The sequence below is a fragment of the Anaerostipes hadrus ATCC 29173 = JCM 17467 genome, from assembly GCF_030296915.1.
Lineage (GTDB): Bacteria > Bacillota > Clostridia > Lachnospirales > Lachnospiraceae > Anaerostipes > Anaerostipes hadrus.
Genome location: NZ_AP028031.1, coordinates 1,885,347 through 1,906,447, shown reverse-complemented (window position 1 = coordinate 1,906,447; position 21,101 = coordinate 1,885,347). Strand labels below are relative to the sequence as shown.

At 36.8% G+C, this 21,101-nt stretch carries 22 protein-coding genes and 1 pseudogene; 20 read left to right on the top strand and 3 right to left on the bottom strand.

Features of this window, described 5'->3' with window-relative positions; translation table 11 throughout:
- The first annotated feature begins 59 nt into the window (after positions 1–59).
- The 13 genes and pseudogenes from QUE18_RS09215 (at position 60) to QUE18_RS09150 (ending at position 8,839) form a co-directional block, all read left to right on the top strand.
- Positions 60–692, top strand: coding sequence for a 5' nucleotidase, NT5C type (locus QUE18_RS09215; protein WP_009204403.1), 633 nt, complete (start codon positions 60–62; stop codon positions 690–692).
- A 209-nt stretch (positions 693–901) separates the two neighbouring features.
- Positions 902–1,120, top strand: coding sequence for a TetR/AcrR family transcriptional regulator (locus tag QUE18_RS09210; protein WP_009204404.1), 219 nt, complete (start codon positions 902–904; stop codon positions 1,118–1,120).
- Between the two features lie 42 nt (positions 1,121–1,162).
- Positions 1,163–1,495, top strand: a complete 333-nt coding sequence (locus tag QUE18_RS09205; RefSeq protein ID WP_227085214.1) for a hypothetical protein — start codon at positions 1,163–1,165, stop codon at positions 1,493–1,495.
- A 95-nt stretch (positions 1,496–1,590) separates the two neighbouring features.
- On the top strand, positions 1,591–1,752 hold the full coding sequence (locus tag QUE18_RS09200; protein WP_009204406.1) for a hypothetical protein: 162 nt from the start codon (positions 1,591–1,593) through the stop codon (positions 1,750–1,752).
- A gap of 144 nt (positions 1,753–1,896) precedes the next feature.
- The gene (locus tag QUE18_RS09195; RefSeq protein WP_040344508.1) at positions 1,897–2,808 is read left to right on the top strand and encodes an ABC transporter ATP-binding protein; all 912 of its coding nucleotides are present in this window, start codon (positions 1,897–1,899) and stop codon (positions 2,806–2,808) included.
- Complete coding sequence (locus tag QUE18_RS09190) at positions 2,808–3,698, top strand: ABC transporter permease (protein ID WP_009204408.1); 891 nt, start codon at positions 2,808–2,810, stop codon at positions 3,696–3,698. The genes QUE18_RS09195 and QUE18_RS09190 overlap by 1 nt, the downstream gene beginning before the upstream one ends.
- A gap of 57 nt (positions 3,699–3,755) precedes the next feature.
- Positions 3,756–4,370 carry a TetR/AcrR family transcriptional regulator gene (locus tag QUE18_RS09185; RefSeq protein WP_009204409.1) on the top strand — a complete coding sequence of 205 codons (615 nt, stop codon included), beginning with the start codon at positions 3,756–3,758 and terminating at the stop codon, positions 4,368–4,370.
- Between the two features lie 22 nt (positions 4,371–4,392).
- Positions 4,393–4,629, top strand: a complete 237-nt coding sequence (locus QUE18_RS09180) for a response regulator (RefSeq protein WP_008391929.1) — start codon at positions 4,393–4,395, stop codon at positions 4,627–4,629.
- Positions 4,630–4,699: 70 nt separating this feature from the next.
- Positions 4,700–5,224: pseudogene (locus tag QUE18_RS09175) on the top strand (Fic family protein); the annotation flags it as partial.
- Positions 5,225–5,433: 209 nt separating this feature from the next.
- A complete protein-coding gene (locus tag QUE18_RS09170) occupies positions 5,434–6,312 on the top strand; it encodes a LysR family transcriptional regulator (protein ID WP_009204411.1) in 879 nt (292 codons plus the stop codon).
- 127 nt (positions 6,313–6,439) lie between these two features.
- Positions 6,440–6,910: a flavodoxin gene (locus tag QUE18_RS09165; RefSeq protein WP_009204412.1), complete on the top strand. Its 471-nt coding sequence runs from the start codon at positions 6,440–6,442 to the stop codon at positions 6,908–6,910.
- Positions 6,911–6,938: 28 nt separating this feature from the next.
- Complete coding sequence (locus QUE18_RS09160) at positions 6,939–7,706, top strand: carboxymuconolactone decarboxylase family protein (RefSeq protein ID WP_009204413.1); 768 nt, start codon at positions 6,939–6,941, stop codon at positions 7,704–7,706.
- 665 nt (positions 7,707–8,371) lie between these two features.
- Positions 8,372–8,839 carry a low molecular weight protein-tyrosine-phosphatase gene (locus QUE18_RS09150; RefSeq protein ID WP_081018811.1) on the top strand — a complete coding sequence of 156 codons (468 nt, stop codon included), beginning with the start codon at positions 8,372–8,374 and terminating at the stop codon, positions 8,837–8,839.
- Positions 8,840–8,848: 9 nt separating this feature from the next.
- On the opposite strand, the gene QUE18_RS09145 is transcribed toward QUE18_RS09150, so the two are convergent.
- The 3 genes from QUE18_RS09145 to QUE18_RS09135 form a co-directional block, all read right to left on the bottom strand.
- On the bottom strand, positions 8,849–9,598 hold the full coding sequence (locus QUE18_RS09145; protein WP_009204416.1) for a TIGR03915 family putative DNA repair protein: 750 nt from the start codon (positions 9,596–9,598) through the stop codon (positions 8,849–8,851).
- 31 nt (positions 9,599–9,629) lie between these two features.
- Positions 9,630–11,123, bottom strand: a complete 1,494-nt coding sequence (locus QUE18_RS09140; protein ID WP_009204417.1) for a putative DNA modification/repair radical SAM protein — start codon at positions 11,121–11,123, stop codon at positions 9,630–9,632.
- A gap of 144 nt (positions 11,124–11,267) precedes the next feature.
- On the bottom strand, positions 11,268–11,618 hold the full coding sequence (locus QUE18_RS09135) for a PTS fructose transporter subunit IIB (RefSeq protein WP_008391950.1): 351 nt from the start codon (positions 11,616–11,618) through the stop codon (positions 11,268–11,270).
- Between the two features lie 211 nt (positions 11,619–11,829).
- On the opposite strand from QUE18_RS09135, the gene QUE18_RS09130 reads away from it, so the two are divergent.
- From QUE18_RS09130 to QUE18_RS09100, 7 genes are all read left to right on the top strand, one after another.
- Positions 11,830–12,933: a GntR family transcriptional regulator gene (locus tag QUE18_RS09130; protein ID WP_008391951.1), complete on the top strand. Its 1,104-nt coding sequence runs from the start codon at positions 11,830–11,832 to the stop codon at positions 12,931–12,933.
- Between the two features lie 22 nt (positions 12,934–12,955).
- On the top strand, positions 12,956–14,452 hold the full coding sequence (gene araA / locus QUE18_RS09125; RefSeq protein ID WP_008391952.1) for an L-arabinose isomerase: 1,497 nt from the start codon (positions 12,956–12,958) through the stop codon (positions 14,450–14,452).
- Positions 14,453–14,469: 17 nt separating this feature from the next.
- Complete coding sequence (locus tag QUE18_RS09120) at positions 14,470–16,062, top strand: xylulokinase (protein WP_009204418.1); 1,593 nt, start codon at positions 14,470–14,472, stop codon at positions 16,060–16,062.
- Positions 16,063–16,076: 14 nt separating this feature from the next.
- Positions 16,077–16,769 carry an L-ribulose-5-phosphate 4-epimerase gene (locus QUE18_RS09115; protein ID WP_009204419.1) on the top strand — a complete coding sequence of 231 codons (693 nt, stop codon included), beginning with the start codon at positions 16,077–16,079 and terminating at the stop codon, positions 16,767–16,769.
- Positions 16,770–16,822: 53 nt separating this feature from the next.
- Complete coding sequence (locus tag QUE18_RS09110; RefSeq protein ID WP_009204420.1) at positions 16,823–17,839, top strand: aldose epimerase family protein; 1,017 nt, start codon at positions 16,823–16,825, stop codon at positions 17,837–17,839.
- A gap of 142 nt (positions 17,840–17,981) precedes the next feature.
- The gene (locus tag QUE18_RS09105) at positions 17,982–19,601 is read left to right on the top strand and encodes a response regulator (RefSeq protein WP_009204421.1); all 1,620 of its coding nucleotides are present in this window, start codon (positions 17,982–17,984) and stop codon (positions 19,599–19,601) included.
- A complete protein-coding gene (locus QUE18_RS09100; RefSeq protein WP_009204422.1) occupies positions 19,601–21,067 on the top strand; it encodes a sensor histidine kinase in 1,467 nt (488 codons plus the stop codon). Before QUE18_RS09105 ends, QUE18_RS09100 begins: the two co-directional genes overlap by 1 nt.
- The last annotated feature ends 34 nt before the right edge of the window (positions 21,068–21,101 follow it).

Sequence of the window (21,101 nt, the reverse complement as noted above, 5' to 3'; positions counted from 1 at the left end):
AGTTTGATCATGTTTAAGGGATGTCTAAAATATATATGTAGACTGGAAAGGATGTAGCGATGAAAATATATATAGACTTTGATGACGTTATCTGTGAAACAGCGAAGTATTTTACCAAAATTGCAAAAGAATTATTTAATATTGATGTGCCATATAGGGAAGTACAGTTCTTTAATCTTCAGAAATCATTTGATCTAAGTGGAGAACAGTATGATGAATTGATGAAGGCAGGGCATATTCCAGAAAATTTACTAGATTATGAAGAAACACCGGGAGCTTCAGAAGTGATCAACAAGTGGGTTGATGAAGGACATGAGGTTTTTGTTGTCACAGGCAGACCATTTGATTCTTATGAACCATCTAGAAGATGGTTGGATGAACATCACTTAAATAGGCTTCCTATTTATTTTGTTGATAAATATGGACGAGAAATGTTCAAACAGGATCATACCTATAATCTGACATTAGAAGAACTTTATTGCATGCATTTTGATTTTGCAATCGAAGATTCACCAGCTGCGTTTGAGCATGTGCAGCATTTTAAAGATTGTAAAGTAGCTGTATATGATCGTCCGTGGAACAAGCAGGTGGAATTTCCAGATGAAAGCTTTGTGAGATGCCTGGATTGGAAGGAAATAGATAGATTATGGCAACAGCAGGTTGCTTTTCAGACGGCAGATTTATCGATATGATAAAGATGACGGAGGAGACCGGTGTTTTGGTATTCTGGCAGATATGGATTTTATCATCATATGTACATATGAAAAAGATGGTGAAAATCCAGAACTTCTGATTTATAAAAAGAGATAATATAAACAAAAAGAAAAGTATTGACAAATAAACGATCGTTTACTGTTATTAAGATGTAAACGGTCGTTTATTTATTTTGGAGGAAATGTGCATGGGTAATAGGAAAGAAGAAATATTAATTGTGGCACTGCATCTGTTCGCCAGAGATGGCTACGAGGCTGTCTCTGTTAGCCAGATAGCAGGAGAACTTGATATGACAAAAGGGGCATTGTACCGTCACTACAAAAGTAAAAGAGATATTTTTGACTGTATTGTGCAGCGTATGGAGCAACAGGATGGCGAACAGGCAACAGAATATGATATGCCATAAGAGGATAAAGAGAAAACGCCTGAAAAGTATGAGACAGTATCATTGGATGATTTTGTGGAATACAGCAAGTCTATGTTTGAATATTGGACAGAGGATGATTTTGCATCATCGTTTCGGAAGATGCTGACAATAGAGCAGTTTCGTAGTGAAGAGATGCAGAATTTATATCAGCAATATCTGGTATCTGGACCGGCAGGATACGTGAAGGATCTCTTCAAAAATATGAAAATAAAAGATCCAGAGGAGAATGCAGTTAAGTTTTATGCAAATATGTTTTTTTATTATAGCTTGTATGATGGTGCAGCAGATAAGGCGAAAGCAAAATGTCAGTTTGAACAGATGCTAGATAAAATAGTAGAAGAAATGAAACAGTAATATAAGAGCCAGACGCTTAAGACGCAGAGCCGTTAATTCTGATACTGAAAAATTAGGATTATCGGTTTTTATTTTTAAGAAAGGACATAAAAGAAATGGAAAAAAGTAATATTGAGATTCGTTTAGAGAAAAAGGAAGAACAACAAAAAGTAGAAAATCTGGTAAGAGAAAGTTTTTGGGATGTGTATCGTCCAGGATGCCTTGAGCAGATTGGGAGATTTGGCTGTTTTTTCGTCATGTTCATTTGTTATAAGTAATAAAAGATTGACAAGTTACCGTTTGGTTACTATAATATAAGTAACCAAACGGTAACCTATGAAGAAAATGAAGGTAAGAATAGTAAAGGTAAATCTAATATATACTGTGGCATTTAAAGAAAAATGAAAACAAAAGGAGAATATATGGAATCAGATATAATTAAAATCAGCCATCTGAATAAAAGCTTTGGCGATGTAAAAGCGGTAAATGATTTGAGCTTTCGTGTGAAAAAAGGAGAATTGTTTGCTTTTCTTGGAGTAAACGGTGCAGGGAAAAGTACAACCATTTCTATTCTTTGTGGACTGCTGAAAAAAGACAGTGGAACGGTTCAGGTAAACGGAATAGAAACTGACAAAGCCGGCGCACAGACAAAAAGGATGCTTGGTGTTGTATTTCAGGATAGCGTACTTGATAAACCACTTACGGTGAAAGAGAACCTAATGAGCAGAGCTGCTTTGTACGGAATTACAGGAAATGCCTTTGATAAGAGATTACAGGAGCTGGTCGAGATTCTGGATTTTGACGAGTTTTTAAACAGACCTGTAGGTAAGCTGTCGGGAGGTCAGAGAAGAAGAATTGATATTGCCCGTGCATTATTGCACAGACCGGAAATTTTGATTCTTGACGAGCCTACCACAGGGCTTGATCCACAGACAAGACAGTTAATCTGGAATGTTATCGAGAAGCTTCAGAAAACAGAAAATATGACAGTATTTTTGACTACACATTATATGGAAGAGGCTGCCAATGCTGGTTATGTTGTAATTCTTGACAAAGGAAGTGTTGCAGCAGAAGGTACACCGTTTGAACTTAAGAATGATTATGTACAGGATATAGTGTCTGTTTATGGTGTTTCCGAAGATGAAATAAAGTCATTGAACAGAGAATATAAAAAAATACGTGACGGATATCAGATAAAAGTAAGAAATACGAAGGAAGCTACGAAGCTTATTGTAGAGCATCAGGACCTATTCATGGATTATGAAGTAGTAAAAGGCGGTATGGATGATGTATTTCTTGCAGTCACAGGGAAGAAGCTTGGAGGTGAGCATTAATGAGAACAGTATTGGCGTTAATGAACAGGAATAGGAAACTGTTTTTTAAAGATAAAGGGATGTTGTTTACATCAATGATCACACCCGTCATTCTGATTGTTCTGTATGCTACGTTTCTTGCAAAGGTTTTCAGAGATTCTTTTACAGCAGCGATTCCGGATGTGATCACAATTTCGGATAAGCTCATTAATGGAACAGTAGCAGCACAGCTGACAGCATCACTTATGGCAGTAAGTTGTATTACTGTAACATTTTGTGTGAATCTGACTATGGTGCAGGACAAGGCAAATGGAACAAGGAAGGACTTTGATGTTTCACCTATCAGCAGTGGAAAAATTTATTTGGGATATTTTCTGTCAACAGTTGCTAATTCTTTGATGGTCAATGGACTTGCGTTTGTATTATGCCTGGGATATTTACTTAAAATGGGATGGTATATGAATGCAGCAGATGTATTATGGGGTCTATTTGATATGATATTGCTCGTTCTGTTTGGAAGTACGCTTTCAAGTATCGTTAGCTTTCCATTAACAACACAGGGACAGCTTTCAGCTGTAGGTACAATTGTCAGCGCAGGATATGGTTTTATATGTGGTGCTTATATGCCGATTTCAAATTTTGGTTCAGGTCTTCAGAAGGCACTGTCTTATCTTCCGAGTACATATGCCACTTCATTGATTAAGAATCATATGCTTCACGGAGTATTCAGGGAGATGGAGAGAAAACATTATTCTGGTGAAATGGTTGATGTAATAAAAAGAACTCTTGATTGCAATCCGGTATTTCATGGAAATGTGGTAAGTGTAAATCAGATGATTGGTATTATGCTGGGAAGTATAGCTGTATTTGGAATTATTTATTATATTGTTACAGTGTCATCGGACAGGTAACTATAATTAAAGTAACCAAAAGGTAACTTGATAACGGATTTAAATTAGGAGATATATATGGAAAGTAAAGAAAAGAACACAAAGGAAAAAATATTGGAAGAAGCCCTGAAGTTATTTGCACAGAGTGGATATATGGGAACATCCATGAATGATATTGCTTCAAAACTTGGAGTGACCAAGGCTGCATTGTATAAGCATTATAAAAGCAAGCAGGAGATATTAGACAGTATTATTGAAAAAATGAAGGAATTGGATATTGAGAGAGCAAAGCAGTATGAAATGCCGGAGGGTGATCTGGAAAAGGTTACAGCCGAGTATAAAGAAATGGCATTTGATAAGATCAAGCAGTTCACAAAGGTGCAGTTTCTTCATTGGACAGAGGAAGAGTTTTCAAGCTGTTTTCGTAAGATGTTGACATTGGAACAGTACAGGGAACCACAGATGGCACAGCTATATCAGAATTATCTTGCAAGCGGACCATTAACATATATGGAAGCTTTGTTTTCAGGAATGCTAGGCGACGCAGGAAAAGCCAGACAGACAGCACTTGATTTTTATGGACCTATTTTTTTGCTTTACAGCATATATGATGGAGCAGAAGACAAGAGCCATGTGATAAAACTACTGGAAGAGCATATGGATCATTTCTTACAGGAAATGCAGATAAGTTGAAGGATAAAGCAATAAGACAAGATTGTCAGATAAGGATAAAGCGAGTATACCGATTATTGCAATGACAGCAAATGCATTTGAAGAAGATAAGAGAGATGCTATTGCAGCCGGAATGAATGGACATATAGCAAAGCCAATCCAGGTTGATAAACTGTTGTCGATATTATCAGAAGTAATAAGGAAACAGTCGTTATATCGGCTAAAAAATGGTACTATGGGTAAAACTGATGATGTTTTTGCCGATAATGTGATATATTAGTTAGTAGATTAGTATGTTTTGAATTTGGGTTATGGTTTGTGATGGAGGATTGTAGATGAAATACCTTTTAGTTGCTGAAACAGCAAATCACTTCCGTTGCATTGACATGATTATTGATGATGCAAAAGCAGCTTTGACGGAGAAGTTCATCAAAGAACTTCACTTGGTTTTGAAGAATGGCACCAGCGATTCCAGAAAAGATTGGTTTGCTGTTGGTGATTATAAGAAACTTCCGAATGAAGTTGGCGGCAGGGATACAGCCCTTCCGGAAAAAGTTGCCGATAAAATGAAAGCCTTGCTGACGGAATACAGCACCAAAGAAGAAAAGACCTTTGAGGATATTCTGGACTTCCATGTGAAGTTTGAGCGGATTCACCCATTCCAAGATGGAAACGGTCGTGTGGGCAGATTGATCATGTTTAAGGAGTGCCTGAAATACAATATTGTTCCGTTCATCATTGAGGACAATTTGAAGATGTTCTATTATCGTGGATTGAAGGAATGGGACAACGAAAAAGGATATCTGACAGATACCTGTCTGACAGCACAAGATAAATATAAAGCATATTTGGATTATTTTAGGATTACGTATTAAAAGTAAAAGGGGATAGTGCGATATGACAAGTTGGAAAAATGTGATGTGGTATACAGTTGATTTGTAATCCATTTTTACACCTTTTGCGGATGATATTATGCGAAAATAAACTACGGTATTTTGTGCAGATATTACATGTAAATATAGATGATGTTTGGGATGCAACATGATAGAAGGGTTATAAGAAAAATTTGTAGGAATATAAAGATATGGAATTAAGATTATTACGCTATTTTTTAACAGTAGCAAAAGAACAGAGCTTTACAAAAGCAGCAGAACAATTGCATATTACCCAGCCAACGCTTTCCAGACAAATGGCGGCATTTGAAGAGGACCTGGGAATAACATTATTTATTCGAAGTGGGAAGAAAATTTCGCTTACTGATGAGGGGATTCTATTAAAAAGGCGTGCCTTGGAGATTCTTAATCTTGAGGAAAGGACGCTTGAGGAACTGAAAGGAAAAGAAGAGGTTGTAGAGAGTACGATAACCATTGGATGCGGTGAATTTGCAGCAGTGGAGACATTGGCGAAGATATGTAAAACATATAAAGAAAAATATCCGCTGGTTCAGATTGTATTGCATACTGCAACAGCAGATGTAGTGTATGAGATGATGAACAAAGGGCTTGTAGATATTGCATTATTCATGGAGCCGGTGGACACCGAAGGGCTGGATTATATCCGGATCACAGATTGCGATCACTGGTGTGTCGGAATGCGGCCGGATGATCCGCTGGCAGAAAAAGAGTTTATAAAAAAAGAAGATCTTATTGGAAAGCCCTTGATCCTGCCGGAAAGAATGAACGTTCAAAGTGAACTTGCCAACTGGTTTGGGAAAGACTTTTCAAAATTACAGATTGCTTTTACGAGTAATCTTGGAACGAATGCCGGAGTTATGGTGGCAAATGGACTGGGGTATCCAATTTCAATTGAGGGTGCTGCAAAGTATTGGCGAGAGGATATTCTTGTACAGCGAAGAATTTCTCCTGAAATCACGACCAGTACGGTGATTGCTTGGCGACGGAATATTCCATATTCTTTGGCAGTCCGTAAAATGATCGAGGAGATTAATGCTTTTCAGGCATAAAATAAAATTCAATATAAGCATTAGACATAATGAAGCGATAGAGCTTAAAATAGATGTGTAAGATGAATGTAAATCTTATACATCTATTTTTTTTGTGAAAAATACGTAAAGAAAGGGGCTTTTTATTATGAGTAAAAAATTAGTGGCATTTTTCAGTGCAAGCGGAACAACGAAAAAAGTAGCAGAAATGATTGCAGAGGAAGTAAAGGCGGATTTATTTGAGATTGAGCCGAAAGTTCCATATACAAAGGCTGATCTTGACTGGATGAATAAAAAATCCCGAAGCAGTGTGGAAATGAGTGATAAGAAATACAGACCGGCGATTATGAAAAAAGAGATGGATATGAGTTCTTATGACGAGATCCTTCTGGGATTCCCAATCTGGTGGTATGTGGCTCCGACAATCATCAATACATTTTTAGAAACTTACAATTTCAGTGGTAAAAAGATTGTGCTTTTTGCAACATCCGGAGGAAGTGGATTTGGGAACACTGTAAAAGAATTGCAGTCATCTGCATCAGACGCAGTTATTACAGAAGGCAGACTGTTAAATCATGGAACAAAACAGGAAATCAGTGCTTGGATAAACTCTTTATAAACAACAGTATTATGGAGGTATACAGAAAATGGGAAAAATAATACAGACAGCAGGAAGAAATGCACTTGGTGAATTTGCACCAGAGTTTGCACATTTTAACGATGATGTGCTTTTTGGCGAAAACTGGAATAATCAGGATATCGATGTAAAGACAAGAAGTATCATCACAGTGGTTGCTCTGATGGCTTCCGGAATTACGGATTCTTCTTTAAAATATCATCTTCAAAATGCAAAAAATCATGGTGTAACACAAAAAGAGATTGCTGCAGTGATCACACATGTCGCATTCTATGCAGGTTGGCCAAAAGCATGGGCTGATTTCAATCTTGCAAAGGAAGTGTGGGAGGCAGGCGAAGGAGATTTACCATACAAAGAGGATGCAATGCGTGCGCATGCAAAAGAGATGGTATTTCCAATCGGCGCACCAAATGATGGGTTTGCACAGTATTTTTCTGGCAGAAGTTTTCTTGCACCGATCTCCACTTCTCAGGTTGGAATTTTCAATGTGACATTCGAACCTGGATGCAGAAATAACTGGCATATTCATCATGCGAAAAGTGGCGGGGGACAAATTCTGGTATGCGTTGCCGGAAGAGGATATTATCAGGAGGAAGGCAACGAAGCTATAGAAATGAAGCCAGGTGACTGCATTAATATTCCTACAGGTGTTAAACACTGGCATGGTGCTGCACCGGATGAATGGTTTTCTCATCTGGCAATAGAGGTTCCAAGCGAAAATGGTTCTAATGAATGGCTTGAACCGGTAAGTGATGAAGAATATGGGAAATTACAATAGGAAAGTGAATGAAATGTTTGATAGAAGTATTGTATTGAATAATGGAGTAAAATTCCACAGCTCTGCATTAGATATACGCTTCAGCTTGGTGCAATTTCTTTGCCAAAAACAGGTAATCCTGAACATATGAAGAGTAATGCCCAATTAGATTTTCAAATTAGTGCTGAAGACATGGAACTGTTAAAGAATTTTAAAAAAATTAAGAGCTATGGTGACAGTGGAAATTTCCCTGTTTATGGTGGAAAGATGTAAGAAATTTAACAACAAACGGCTAATCCGTTGGAAATCCAAATATTGAATAACAACTTAATATCATGTATAGCAAAGCTATAAGATTTCAAAAATGGAGTCTTATAGCTGTTTTTTTTGCATTTGCTCACTGTATTTTACCCTCTGAGCGATAGTTCCAATGCAGAATATCTGTTGTGGAACGGAAACCGTGTGCAGATCAAGAAAGATTTGAACGATTTATAGATACACTTAGTGCAATATAAAAAGACAAATATGAAAAAATAAAAAAAGGAGATGTTCGAGGTGTAGACAACGTGATATACTAACAATATCATGTTGCGTCCCCTTGGAGGTAGAATATGATTTCAAAGAGACGTGTATGAATGCTGGAAAGCCAGTATTTACAAGGCTTTGAGAAGATATAAGGAGATAAAATGAGCAAGATAAAAGTGTTATTCATCTGCCACGGCAATATCTGCCGAAGCACAATGACCCAATTTGTTTTCCAACACATGGTAAACGATCAAGGACTAAAAGACAAATTTTACATCGACTCTGCTGCAACGAGCAGAGAAGAAATCGGTAATCCACCACATTATGGAACGGTAAATAAACTAAGACAGGAAGGAATCCCAGTCCTAAAACACCGTGCCATCCAGATGACAAAACAAGATTACAAAGAATACGATTATATTATCGGTATGGATGCATGGAATCTAAGAAATATGAATCGTATTACAGGTGGTGACCCAGATGGAAAGATTCATCTGTTATTAGACTATTCCAAACATCCAAGAGACATCGCAGATCCATGGTATACAGGGAATTTTGACGATACATACAGAGATGTAGTCGAAGGGTGTGAAGCGTTCATGAAATATTTAAGGGAAGAACAATTATAAAACTGAAAATTACTGAAATTCTGTCATATGTTTCCGATACCACAATGGCATCAGATTCCTCTGACACTGATGATTTTCTCGTTCTTTAATTCCGATCGTATTGAAAAAGTCTTTCCATAGATCAATAAACGGATCGTCTGTCTGAATGGACAGCCGATCCATTTCTTCTTTTGAAAGTATTGTTAAATAATAATCTTGATCTGCAGGATGAACGACAGCGATGAAGCGTTTATCATCAATGATCATCCAGTTTTCAGAAGGCAGACGATCAGAAAAATGTGGTGCAACCAGAGTTAATACATTACTCTTTGGCTCAATATGACTTACCAACACATCCCCAGGCATATTCGCAAATCGGATAAATTCCACATGAAAATGAGCTTCATTTCCAACTTTACGTTTCAATTCAAACATCCGCATAACCACAGGTTCCTGAAGAAAATCCACAACATGAGCACCATAATGGAATCCAGCAACCATAAAACGATAAATCGTATCTAATTTATCCTCGGCATCAGACATTGCAGCTTCATAGATCATAATATAAGCCTGATAAGAAATCTTACTCTTGATAGAACGAACGACACTGGCAGTTTTCTCCGGATCAGCATCCACATGCCGATAATCACAGAATAATTCCAGATTCCCAATCGGTTCTGTCTTCAATTTAATATTGGAATGACCAAGTCTTGATGCCCAGGCCTCATAAACACAAGTCATCATCGCATCAAAATTATCTTCACAGGTAAAAACAGTCATAATAGCCTCCAGAATAAAAAAATAACGAAAATTACATCTGTCCAAACAAAGTTTTCGAAGAATCTTCTACAGTGACTTCAGATTGAAAATTAAAATCATCAAATAAAGAAAGCTGTCGATAGGTCTGTGGATGATCGATCTCCCAATTTTGCTTTCCATCCTCACCAATCAGCTGCCTGGTAATAAAATCTTCCTCAATCGGTATCCGATACATCATCTTCCCGCTGCAGGTGATAAAATACTTCGCACGTTTTAATACAATCCCCATTTTCTTCAAATGCTCAAAATTAAGAGTTCCATGTTTGCGTGCCTTTACAATACGAAATGCAGACTTTGTCCCAATTCCAGGAACACGAAGCAACACATCATAAGAAGCACGATTGATCTCAACTGGATAAATATCAAGGTGACGTAACGCCCAGTCACACTTTGGATCAAGCATCGTATTAAAATTCGGCCGATCTACAGAAAGTAATTCATCTGCCTTAAATCCGTAAAACCGTAGCAGCCAGTCTGCCTGATACAGACGGTGTTCCCGAAGAAGTGGCGGTGCGGTTCCAAGAGCTGGCAGATTAGAATCCTCATTCAAAGGAACATAGGCAGAATAAAACACACGTTTCAAGTCATACTGCTGATATAATTTCTGCGTTGTTGATAAAAGCTGCAGATCACTCTCCCCAGTTGCGCCAATGATCATCTGTGTACTTTGACCGGCAGGAACAAAAGAAGCTGGTTTCCCATTATTTTGCAAACGTAAAGTATTCTTAAGAGAAGGATCTGCAAGTGTCAATGGGGAAGAACCAGTCTGAATCCGCTGATAAGGATTCTCTTGAAAGATCGTATGCTTCAAATACTTATTACTTTGAGAACGTTCCATAGAGGCATTTTTCCCGATCATCAACCGATGATCCACGATTCCATTCTGAATCTGACGAATTGGAGCAACAAGTTTCTTCGGATTCTTATGAGGAGCCAGTCTCTTAAGCCCGTCAATTGTAGGAAGTTCTAGATTCACACTCATACGATCGACAAGATATCCCATATTCGTGATCAATTCATCCGAAGTGCCAGGAATCGCTTTCACATGGATATATCCATTAAAATGGTACTTTGTACGAAGCAGATAAATCGCCTGATACATTAATTCCATCGTATAAGTCGGACTCTTTACGATTCCAGAGCTTAAAAATAACCCTTCAATATAATTTCTTCGATAAAATTCCACAACAAGTGTACAGATCTCGTCCGGAGTAAATGTTGTACGAACCCTGTCATTACTTACTCGGTTTAGACAATACTTACAATCATAAATACATTCATTGCTAAGTAAAATCTTAAGCAAAGACACACAGCGCCCATCCGAAGAAAAACTATGACAGATTCCAGCAGCCTCTGTATTCCCGAGCATTCCTTTCTTTCCACGGCGGGAAGAACCACTGGAAGTACAGGCGACATCGTATTTTGCTGCATCAGCTAAAATCTTCAATTTTTCATTTAAAGATAAATCTTTTGATGAGATTTCCATATCAAACAGTTCCTTTCGAATATATGTTCTAGTTTAACATAAATAAACGTAATTTACAAATTGTATTTTGATCTGATCATCACATATATTTGAAAAAAACCACCACATTAGTGACCATTAAGATCATAAATGTGATGGCTTTTTCTAACCAAGAATCTTCTTATTCGATACAGCTGCATCCTGATAAGAATATGACTTGGTTGTCAGAGATTCTAAAATCTGCTCAGGATGAACAATGGCATCTTCTAAAGATGTGACATAAAGCTTTTTATTACCGAAGCGGGAAGCTTCGTCGATCGCAACATCAGCAGCAATCACAATATAATCAGCTTCATCGATCTGTTCAGGGGAAAACTGATTTTGAATTCCCATAGCTCCCTGTGTTTCCACAGAAAGGTCAACGCCAAGTTTCTTACCTGCCTGTTCTAGTTTCTCTGCCGCAACATAGGTTTGAACCATTCCAGTTGGGCATTTTGTTACACACAAAATTTTCATGAAATCCTCCAATCGTATGTTACTCCTTCTTGATAGTCAGTATAGCATGAGATAGTAGAAAAGGAAAAGCAGAATGATAGAAAAAATAGTTTTTGTTAAAAGTGCATAGAAATAAAGTGAAAATATTGTTAATATCGACCATAAACAACAACTTGTAAAGAGGACCGTACAAGTTTTAAAATAAGAACCATAAGGAAGGAGGATGTCAAGCATGGGAAAGAACAAAGGAGAAATGAAATATCACACATTAAAGGAATCACTGAAGAATGATATTTTATCTGGTGTCTATCAACCGGGAGATAAGATGCCGTCAGAGAATCAACTAGTACAGGAATATGATCTTAGCCGCCATACCGTACGTAAGGCGCTGTCAATTCTGGAAGAAGAAGGTTATATCATTGCAGTTCATGGAAAGGGAACGTTTTGTACAGAACGGGCACTTCATAAAAAGGAATCAAAGAACATTGCAGTGGTTACAACCTATATTTCTGATTATATATTCCCTAGATTGATCCAAGGGATCAACAGTGTCCTTTCCAAAGATGGATACAGCATTATTTTTAAGACAACAGAAAATAGCAGACGAGGAGAGACAGCATGTCTTGAAGATATTCTTACAAAAGATATTGATGGCTTGATCATTGAGCCAAGTAAAAGTGAGATTGTATGCAGACATCCAAAACTTTATGAGAATCTTGATAAATATGAAATTCCCTACATTTTTATTCACGGAGTCTATGAGGAGATGAAAGACAAACCCCACATTCTTATGGACGACTGTAAAGGAGGTTATCTGCTTACAAAATATCTGATCGATATGGGACATCAACATATCGTAGGAGTTTTTAAAGCAGATGATCATCAAGGAAGAGAACGACATAAAGGTTATGTGATGGCACTTCAGGAAGCAGGATATCAATATGATCCAGATATGGTTGTCTGGTTTCATACAGAAGATCGTCAGACGAAACCAGTAACATCGGTTGTTCAGATGATAAAGGATCAAAGAAAGATGGATGCAGTTGTCTGTTACAATGACCAGATCGCATTTTCAATCATTGGAGGATTGCATCAGATTGGTGTTTCAATTCCAGAAGACTTGTCGATTACAGGATATGATAATTCAATGCTTGCACATCAGCATCCACTTTCTTTAACGACTATTGCTCATCCACAGGAAAAACTTGGCGAGATGGCAGGACAGTTGTTGCTAGAAAAGATACAAGGTGGATCAGATAAAGACATGAAAACAGAGTATTTGATCGAACCGAAATTGGTGATCGGAAACTCATGTAAAAATAGGAATCAAGAATAGATATAAAACTGGGAGGCAAAAAATGGAACTTAAAAAAAATTACAAATTTTGGTTTGCAACAGGATCACAGGATTTATATGGAGATGAATGTTTAAGCCATGTGGCAAAACATGCACAGATCATTGTGCAGAATTTCAATGAAAGTGGTATCTTACCATTTGAAGTTGTATGGAAACCGACATTAATTGATAGTACTTCGATCAGAAGAACATTTGAAGAAGCAAATGCAGATGAAGAATGTGCCGGTGTCATCACATGGATGCACACATTCTCCCCAGCAAAATCATGGATCGCAGGATTACAGGCATTTAAGAAACCATTATTACATCTTCACACACAGTTTAATGAAGAAATCCCATATGACACGATTGATATGGATTTTATGAATGAAAACCAGTCAGCACATGGTGACAGGGAATTTGGACATATCGTAACAAGAATGGGAATCCCAAGAGAAGTTGTTGTTGGATATTATGAATCAAAAGAAGTGAAAGAAAAGATCGCATCTTGGATGAGAAGTGCAATCGGAATGGTGGAAAGTAAAAATATCCGTGTGGTAAGGATTGCGGATAATATGAGAAATGTTGCGGTTACAGAAGGTGATAAAGTCGAAGCACAGATTAAATTTGGATGGGAGATCGATGCATATCCAGTCAATGAAGTTGTAGATTATGTCAATGCAGTCAGCAAAGGTGATATTGATGCACTGACACAGTTATATTATGAAAAATACAATCTTTTATTAGAGGGCAGAGATCCGATCGAATTTAAGAAACATGTAGAGGTACAGGCAGGAATCGAGATCGGACTGGAAAAATTCTTAAAAGACCATGATTATCAGGCAGTTGTTACACACTTTGGCGATCTTGGTGGATTAAAACAGCTTCCAGGACTTGCGATTCAGAGATTAATGGAAAAAGGTTATGGATTTGGTGCAGAAGGTGACTGGAAGACAGCAGCAATGGTACGACTGATGAAAGTTATGACAGCAGGAAAGAAAGATGCCAAAGGAACATCATTTATGGAAGATTATACATACAATTTTGTTCCGGGAAAAGAGGGTATCTTAGAAGCTCATATGTTGGAAGTATGCCCAACGATCGCGGATGGTCCTGTTTCAATCAAAGTAAATCCATTATCTATGGGAGATCGTGAAGATCCTGCAAGACTTGTATTTACAGCAAAAGAAGGAGAAGGAATAGCCACTTCTTTGATCGATCTTGGACATCGTTTCCGTCTGATCATTAATAAAGTGGATTGTAAAAAGACAGAAAAACCAATGCCAGAGCTTCCAGTAGCGACGGCATTCTGGACACCAAAACCAGATCTTTATAAAGGAGCAGAGGCATGGATCTTAGCTGGTGGAGCACATCATACAGCATTTTCTTATGATCTTAGTGTAGATCAGATGGTTGCATGGGCAGAGGCTATGGGAATTGAGAGTGTTGTCATTGATGAGAATACAGATATCAGAATATTAAAGAATGAATTAAGATGGAATGAAGTAGTTTATCGTTAGAAAATGGAGGTAGTATCATGGAAACAAAGCAAATGATCGCAGATGGAAAAACAGCATTGGGAATCGAATTTGGATCAACAAGGATCAAAGTTGTACTGATCGACAAAGATCATCATCCGATCGCATCCGGAAGCCATGACTGGGAAAATCGTCTGGAGAATAATATATGGACTTATACATTAGAAGACATCTGGAGTGGACTACAAGACAGTTACCAAAACTTGGTAAACGACGTGAAAGAAAAATATGATATTACACTAACTAAGGTTGGAAGTATCGGATTTAGTGCGATGATGCATGGATATATGGCATTTGATAAAGATGGAGAATTGTTAGTGCCATTCCGAACATGGAGAAATACAATGACAGAAGAAGCTTCTGAGAAATTAACGGAAGCATTTTCTTATCACATTCCTCAAAGATGGAGTATCGCACATCTGTATCAGGCAATTTTAAAAGAAGAAGAACATGTAAAAGATATTGATTATCTGACAACACTGGCAGGATATGTCCATTGGAAATTAACAGGTGAAAAGGTGCTCGGTGTTGGAGAAGCGTCTGGAATGTTCCCAATCGATATTGAAACAAAAGATTATAACCAGACGATGATCAAGACATTTGACAACCTGATCAAAGATAAAAAATTTGGATGGAAATTAGAAAATATCTTACCAAAAGTTTTAATAGCTGGAGATAAAGCGGGTATCTTAAGCGAAGAAGGAGCAAAATTATTAGATCCATCTGGTAATCTGGAAGCTGGAATTCCTTTATGTCCTCCAGAAGGAGATGCAGGAACTGGAATGGTTGCGACAAACAGCGTGACAAGAAAAACAGGAAATGTATCTGCAGGAACAAGTGTTTTTGCAATGATCGTTTTAGAGAAAGAATTAAAGAAAGTTTATGATGAGATCGATCTTGTCACAACGCCATCAGGTGATCTTGTGGGTATGGTACATTGTAATAACTGTACATCAGATCTGAATGCATGGGTCAACTTATTTAAAGAATTTGCACAGAACTTTGGTGTGGAAGATGTAGATATGGATCAGCTTTATGGAACTCTTTACAATAAAGCATTAGAAGGTGACAAGGATTGTGGTGGATTACTTGCATACAACTATTTCTCAGGAGAACATATCACAGGATTTGAAGAAGGAAGGCCATTATTTGTAAGAAAACCAGATAGTAATTTTAATCTTGCAAACTTTATGAGAGTTCATCTATACACAGCACTTGGAGCTTTGAAGACGGGGCTTGATATCTTGATGAAAGAAGAAGATGTCAAAGTTGATAAAATGCTGGGACATGGTGGATTATTCAAAACAGAAGGTGTTGGACAAAAGATCATGGCAGCGGCTGTGAATGCACCAGTATCAGTTATGAAAACAGCTGGAGAAGGTGGTGCATGGGGAATGGCGATCCTTGCAGCCTATATGCTGGATAAAGCAGAAGATGAGACGCTTGATACCTATCTTTCTGACAAAGTATTTGCAGGGGAAGAAGGTACAACGATCGCTCCAGATGAAAAAGATGTGGAAGGCTTTGATGAATTTATCAAACAATATCAAAAAGGTCTTGCACTTGAACGAGTTGCAATTGATGTCATGTAAAAAGGAGACGAAAAATGTTAGAACAATTAAAAAAAGAAGTCTATGAAGCAAATATGGAACTTCCTAAAAGAGGTCTGATCACATATACATGGGGAAATGTCAGTGGAATTGATAGAGAAAGTGGTTTATTTGTTATTAAACCAAGTGGTGTGGATTATGATAAACTTTCTCCAGAAGATATGGTTGTCATGGATCTTGATGGAAACAGAGTGGAAGGAGATTTAAATCCATCTTCTGATACACCAACGCATATTGAATTATATAAAGCATTCGAAGATTTAGGAGGAATTGTACATACACATTCCCCATGGGCAACATCATGGGCACAGGCGGGGAGAAGTATTCCATGCTATGGAACAACACATGCAGATTACTTCTATGGAGAAATTCCATGTGCAAGAAGCCTCACAAAAGAAGAAATTGAAGAAGCCTATGAGAAGAATACAGGATTGGTGATCATTGAGACATTTAAAGATAAGAATCCAGTTTATGTTCCAGGAGTGCTTTGTACAAATCATGGACCATTTACATGGGGAGCTGATGCAGCCGAGGCAGTTCATAATGCCGTTGTCTTAGAAGAAGTCGCAAAGATGGCATACCGTTGCGAGCATTTAAATCCAGAAGCAAAGCCAGCACCACAATATCTGCAGGATAAACATTTCTTCAGAAAACATGGGGCAAATGCTTACTATGGCCAAGGCAAATAATGAAAATGGATCAATAAAGATATCAGATAAAATTTAAAAGAAAGTGTTGTAAAATGATGAAAGTAAAAATGATCGAAAAAAGACAAAATGGAGTCTGCTTATTTGAATTACAAAATGATGAGATAAAAGTGATCACGAGTAACCTTGGTTGTCATATTTTATCTGTGTTCACAAAAGACAGAGATGGGAATTATGGAGATGTCGTTCTTGGATATCAAGATGTGGAAGATTGTCATAAAGATGATAAATTTTTAGGATGTATCATCGGACGTGTTGCAAACAGAATTGCAAATGGAGAGTTTCAGTTGAATGGAAAGACCTATAAACTTGCAGTAAATTCTGGACCGAATACGCTTCATGGTGGTATAAATGGATTTAATCAGAAGATTTTTAACTATGAGATTTTAGAAGATGGAATCCGTTTTATCTATCTTTCTCCAGATATGGAAGAAGGATTTCCAGGAAGTCTTTGTTTAAAGATAGTATATCGTCTATCTGGAAATGAATTAAAGATGGAATATGAAGCAATGACAGATCAAGACACACTGATCAATATAGCCAATCATTCCTATTTTAATCTTTCAGCAAAAGACAGTAAGATCTATGATCATCAATTGATGATCAAATCAGATCAGATTGCATATGCAGATGAGAATGGTCTTCCAACAGGTGAGTTTTTGGATGTAGAGAATACACCATTTGATTTTAAAAGTTTTCATGAGATTGGAGAACGGATTCATGATGATGATGAACAGTTGAGATTCGTTGGAGGCTATGATCATTGTTTTATGTTAAAGGATGAGAAAGATCAGGCAGTCTTATATGATAAAGAAAGTGGACGAAAATTAACGATCACAACAACACTTCCATGCATGCAGTTATATGCAGGAAACTTTCTGGCAGGAGGAAGTGATGGTAAATTTGGAAAACCATATGAGAACAGAGATGGTGTTGCATTAGAACCACAATTCTTGCCTAATTCTATGAATATAGAGAAAAAGCCAAGAGTTATTTTAAGAAAAGGCGAAGAGTATGAAGCAGTGACAACATACCGATTTGAAACAGAATAATATAGATTGAAATTAAAAAATAAGAATCATATCCATACAATATCCCCTTCCCCTTTTTATTTGTATGGATATATTCTTGTTTATTTCTGGAATATAATTCTATAAGAGAGTATAATAATATTTTAGAAAAGAGGAAGGTAATATGATCAAAGTATTTTTAGTAGAAGATGAAAAGATCATTCGTAAGAGTATAAAGAATAACGTAAAATGGGAAGAAAATGGTTTTGAATTTGCGGGAGAAGCACCAGATGGTGAGATGGCTCTTCCAATGATCGAAAAACTACATCCAGATATCGTGATCACAGATATCAAGATGCCATTTATGGATGGACTTGAATTAAGTGATATCTTAAAGAAAAAAATGCCCAAAATACAGATCATCATACTTTCTGGATATGGGGAGTTTGACTATGCAAAAGAAGCGATCAAGATCGGTGTAACAGATTATCTGACCAAACCAGTAACTGGTGAGCAGTTATTAGAAGCACTAAATAAAGTAAAACAAAAGCTTGATAAGAAAAAAAGACAGGAAGAAGATATAAAAAAATTACAAAAAAATATAAAAACACAAATGAAAAATATGAGATATCAATTTTTCGGGAATCTGATCCGTGGAAAGATATCTGTATCTAAATTAATGGAACAAGGGAATGAACTTGGAATAGATCTTATGGCACCGGCATACAATTTTATGTTATTTAAAATATTTTCAAAGAATGAGAATGATACAGAGGCAGTATATGATCTTCGTACCAAAGAAGATACGATCGTAGAAGAAGTAAGCAGCCAGTTTGAAAATATGATTGTTTTTCACCGTGTAACAGAGGGCTATGTTTTAATGATCAAGGCACAGAATACAGAGGAAACCATACAAGTGGCAAAAGATTATGTTGCAGCATTGACAAAGCGTATGAAAAAAGAGAAAGAACTACAATGGTTTGCAGGGATTGGACATGCAGTGGAACGATTACATAACCTTTCGGAATCTTACGACAGTGCAAGCAAGGCTTTTGCATACCAGTATCAGTCTTCTGGGAATGAAGCGGTGTTTTTTGATAAATTAGATAATGAAAAGATAGAAAGAGCAGAAGATCTGCAGCAAGTAGATTTTACCAAAGTAAATTCAGAATCGCTGGAAGAGTTTTTGAAAAATGGAAAAGAAGAAGCTGTACATTTATTTGTAGAGGATTATACCAAGACATTAGGAAAATCTAATATGGATTCCTTTATGTTTTGTCAGTATATGCTGATCAATATACAGGTAGGTGTTATGAAATTCGTTGAGAAAATGGGAGTTGAGAAAGCAAATATCGATCGCACGTTTAAGGATTACAAACAACAGATCGCTGCAGTTTCAACAGGAGAGAAAGCAGCGGAGTATATCGAAGAACTTATCATACAAGCGATCAGAATGCGAAATGAAAGATTAGGGAAGAAACATTCTTCATTGATAACGGAGGCAAAAGAATTTATTGTGAAAAATTATCAAGAAGAAACATTATCGTTGAGTGATGTTGCAGATCAGGTTGGATTAAGCAGCAGTCATTTTAGTACAACGTTTAAACAAGAAACAGGGAAATCTTTTGTGGAATTTTTGACATCAGTCAGAATGGATAAAGCAAAAGAAATGCTTTGTTTTACAGATATGAAGGCATCACAGATCAGCTATGAAGTGGGATATAAGGATCCACATTACTTTAGCTACCTGTTTAAAAAAACGCAAGGATGTACTCCGAGTGAATATAGATCAAGGAGGATGTAATGAAAAAATATGTGAGAGAATTTATTGCTCGATTTCGGAAGTTCTCAATAGAAAAAAAACTAAAATGGTTAAGGATGGTCGTGATAATTCCTGCGTTAGTGGGGATTATCACGCTTCTTGTTATCATGATAAATTTTAATGAAAGTTATAATGAGGCGGTAAAAAACGTATCAGTAGCTAGCAAGTTTAATTTCTCATTTTCAGAAGATATGGATTATAAAATGTATCGTATTGTTATCGGTGCAGAGAGTTTTGATGCGATGAAACCATATGAGGAGATTAAGGAAGCGAAGGAGCTGGTAAAGGAACTGAATAAAAATGCTGTAACAGATGAAAGTAAATTAAGAACGAGACAGATAGGAAAACTGTTGGATAATCTGAAGATTTCCATTGAAGAAATTGAACACTCAGATCTAAAAAACGATTATATGGAAAATAATCAGAGATTAAGATTAAATGTGAATGTATTTACAGAGATCATTAAAGAAAAAGTATCCGAATACATTTACTATGAGATTGGGAATATGGAGAGTATGCGTGTAAAACTGGAAAAAGAAATCATGCATACGATCACGATCACATTGATCGCTGTACTGTTTTTGTCTCTGATAACATGGAAATTATCGAAATTGATTTCGCAAAGCATTAGTTATCCAGTCAGACAGTTATGTGAGATGACAAAGGAAGTGGCGCAGGGAAATTTTGATGTACATGGACCTCAAAATACAACAGAAGAGCTGCAGATCTTAACAAATAATTTCGAACATATGGCACAAAAGGTAGAGAGATTGATCGAAGATGTAAAAGTAGAACAACAAAATCTTCGAAAAAAAGAGCTGCAGTTACTACAAGAGCAGATTAATCCACATTTCCTTTATAATACATTGGACACGATCATGTGGCTTGCCATTGATCATCAGGATGACAAAGTGGTAGAAATGGTAGCTGCCTTGTCTGGCTTTTTCCGTACAAGTTTAAGTCACGGAGAAGATAAGATAACGATTAGGGAAGAATTAGAGCATGTTGAAAATTATTTAAAGATACAACAATTAAGATACGGGGATATTATGGAATATTCTATTGATGTCCCAGATGAGATCAAGAAAAATGATATTGTAAAGATCACTTTACAGCCATTAGTAGAAAATGCATTATATCATGGATTGAAAAAACAAAGAGAAAAAGGAATGATAAAGATTTCCAGTGTAGATGATGAAAATAATATATTCCTGATCGTTGAAGATAATGGAGTTGGTATGCAGCCTGAGCAGGTAGTTCAGATCAATAAAGAAATGTATGAAGATATATGGGTAAACAGGACAACAGGGTTTGGAATTGCAAATGTAAATCGGCGGATTAAATTATATTATGGAGAAGAATATGGGTTGATCCTTGAAAGTGAACCAGATATTGGAACTAAGGTGATCGTAGTTGTACCGAAGACTAGACAAGCAGAGAAAAAATAATCAAAAATCAAAAAAATTCAAACCATTATCAAAA

Bases quoted from the DNA above. Each gene is read 5' to 3' on its own strand.
- QUE18_RS09100 (WP_009204422.1), top strand. From the start codon at position 19,601: ATGAAAAAATATGTGAGAGAATTTATTGCTCGATTTCGGAAGTTCTCA.
- QUE18_RS09120 (WP_009204418.1), top strand. From the start codon at position 14,470: ATGGAAACAAAGCAAATGATCGCAGATGGAAAAACAGCATTGGGAATC.
- QUE18_RS09145 (WP_009204416.1), bottom strand. From the start codon at position 9,598: ATGACTGTTTTTACCTGTGAAGATAATTTTGATGCGATGATGACTTGT.
- QUE18_RS09195 (WP_040344508.1), top strand. From the start codon at position 1,897: ATGGAATCAGATATAATTAAAATCAGCCATCTGAATAAAAGCTTTGGC.
- QUE18_RS09215 (WP_009204403.1), top strand. From the start codon at position 60: ATGAAAATATATATAGACTTTGATGACGTTATCTGTGAAACAGCGAAG.
- QUE18_RS09170 (WP_009204411.1), top strand. From the start codon at position 5,434: ATGGAATTAAGATTATTACGCTATTTTTTAACAGTAGCAAAAGAACAG.
- QUE18_RS09200 (WP_009204406.1), top strand. From the start codon at position 1,591: ATGGAAAAAAGTAATATTGAGATTCGTTTAGAGAAAAAGGAAGAACAA.
- QUE18_RS09115 (WP_009204419.1), top strand. From the start codon at position 16,077: ATGTTAGAACAATTAAAAAAAGAAGTCTATGAAGCAAATATGGAACTT.
- QUE18_RS09150 (WP_081018811.1), top strand. From the start codon at position 8,372: ATGAGCAAGATAAAAGTGTTATTCATCTGCCACGGCAATATCTGCCGA.
- QUE18_RS09190 (WP_009204408.1), top strand. From the start codon at position 2,808: ATGAGAACAGTATTGGCGTTAATGAACAGGAATAGGAAACTGTTTTTT.
- QUE18_RS09165 (WP_009204412.1), top strand. From the start codon at position 6,440: ATGAGTAAAAAATTAGTGGCATTTTTCAGTGCAAGCGGAACAACGAAA.
- QUE18_RS09185 (WP_009204409.1), top strand. From the start codon at position 3,756: ATGGAAAGTAAAGAAAAGAACACAAAGGAAAAAATATTGGAAGAAGCC.
- QUE18_RS09110 (WP_009204420.1), top strand. From the start codon at position 16,823: ATGATGAAAGTAAAAATGATCGAAAAAAGACAAAATGGAGTCTGCTTA.
- QUE18_RS09210 (WP_009204404.1), top strand. From the start codon at position 902: ATGGGTAATAGGAAAGAAGAAATATTAATTGTGGCACTGCATCTGTTC.
- QUE18_RS09130 (WP_008391951.1), top strand. From the start codon at position 11,830: ATGGGAAAGAACAAAGGAGAAATGAAATATCACACATTAAAGGAATCA.
- araA (WP_008391952.1), top strand. From the start codon at position 12,956: ATGGAACTTAAAAAAAATTACAAATTTTGGTTTGCAACAGGATCACAG.
- QUE18_RS09140 (WP_009204417.1), bottom strand. From the start codon at position 11,123: ATGGAAATCTCATCAAAAGATTTATCTTTAAATGAAAAATTGAAGATT.
- QUE18_RS09105 (WP_009204421.1), top strand. From the start codon at position 17,982: ATGATCAAAGTATTTTTAGTAGAAGATGAAAAGATCATTCGTAAGAGT.
- QUE18_RS09160 (WP_009204413.1), top strand. From the start codon at position 6,939: ATGGGAAAAATAATACAGACAGCAGGAAGAAATGCACTTGGTGAATTT.
- QUE18_RS09135 (WP_008391950.1), bottom strand. From the start codon at position 11,618: ATGAAAATTTTGTGTGTAACAAAATGCCCAACTGGAATGGTTCAAACC.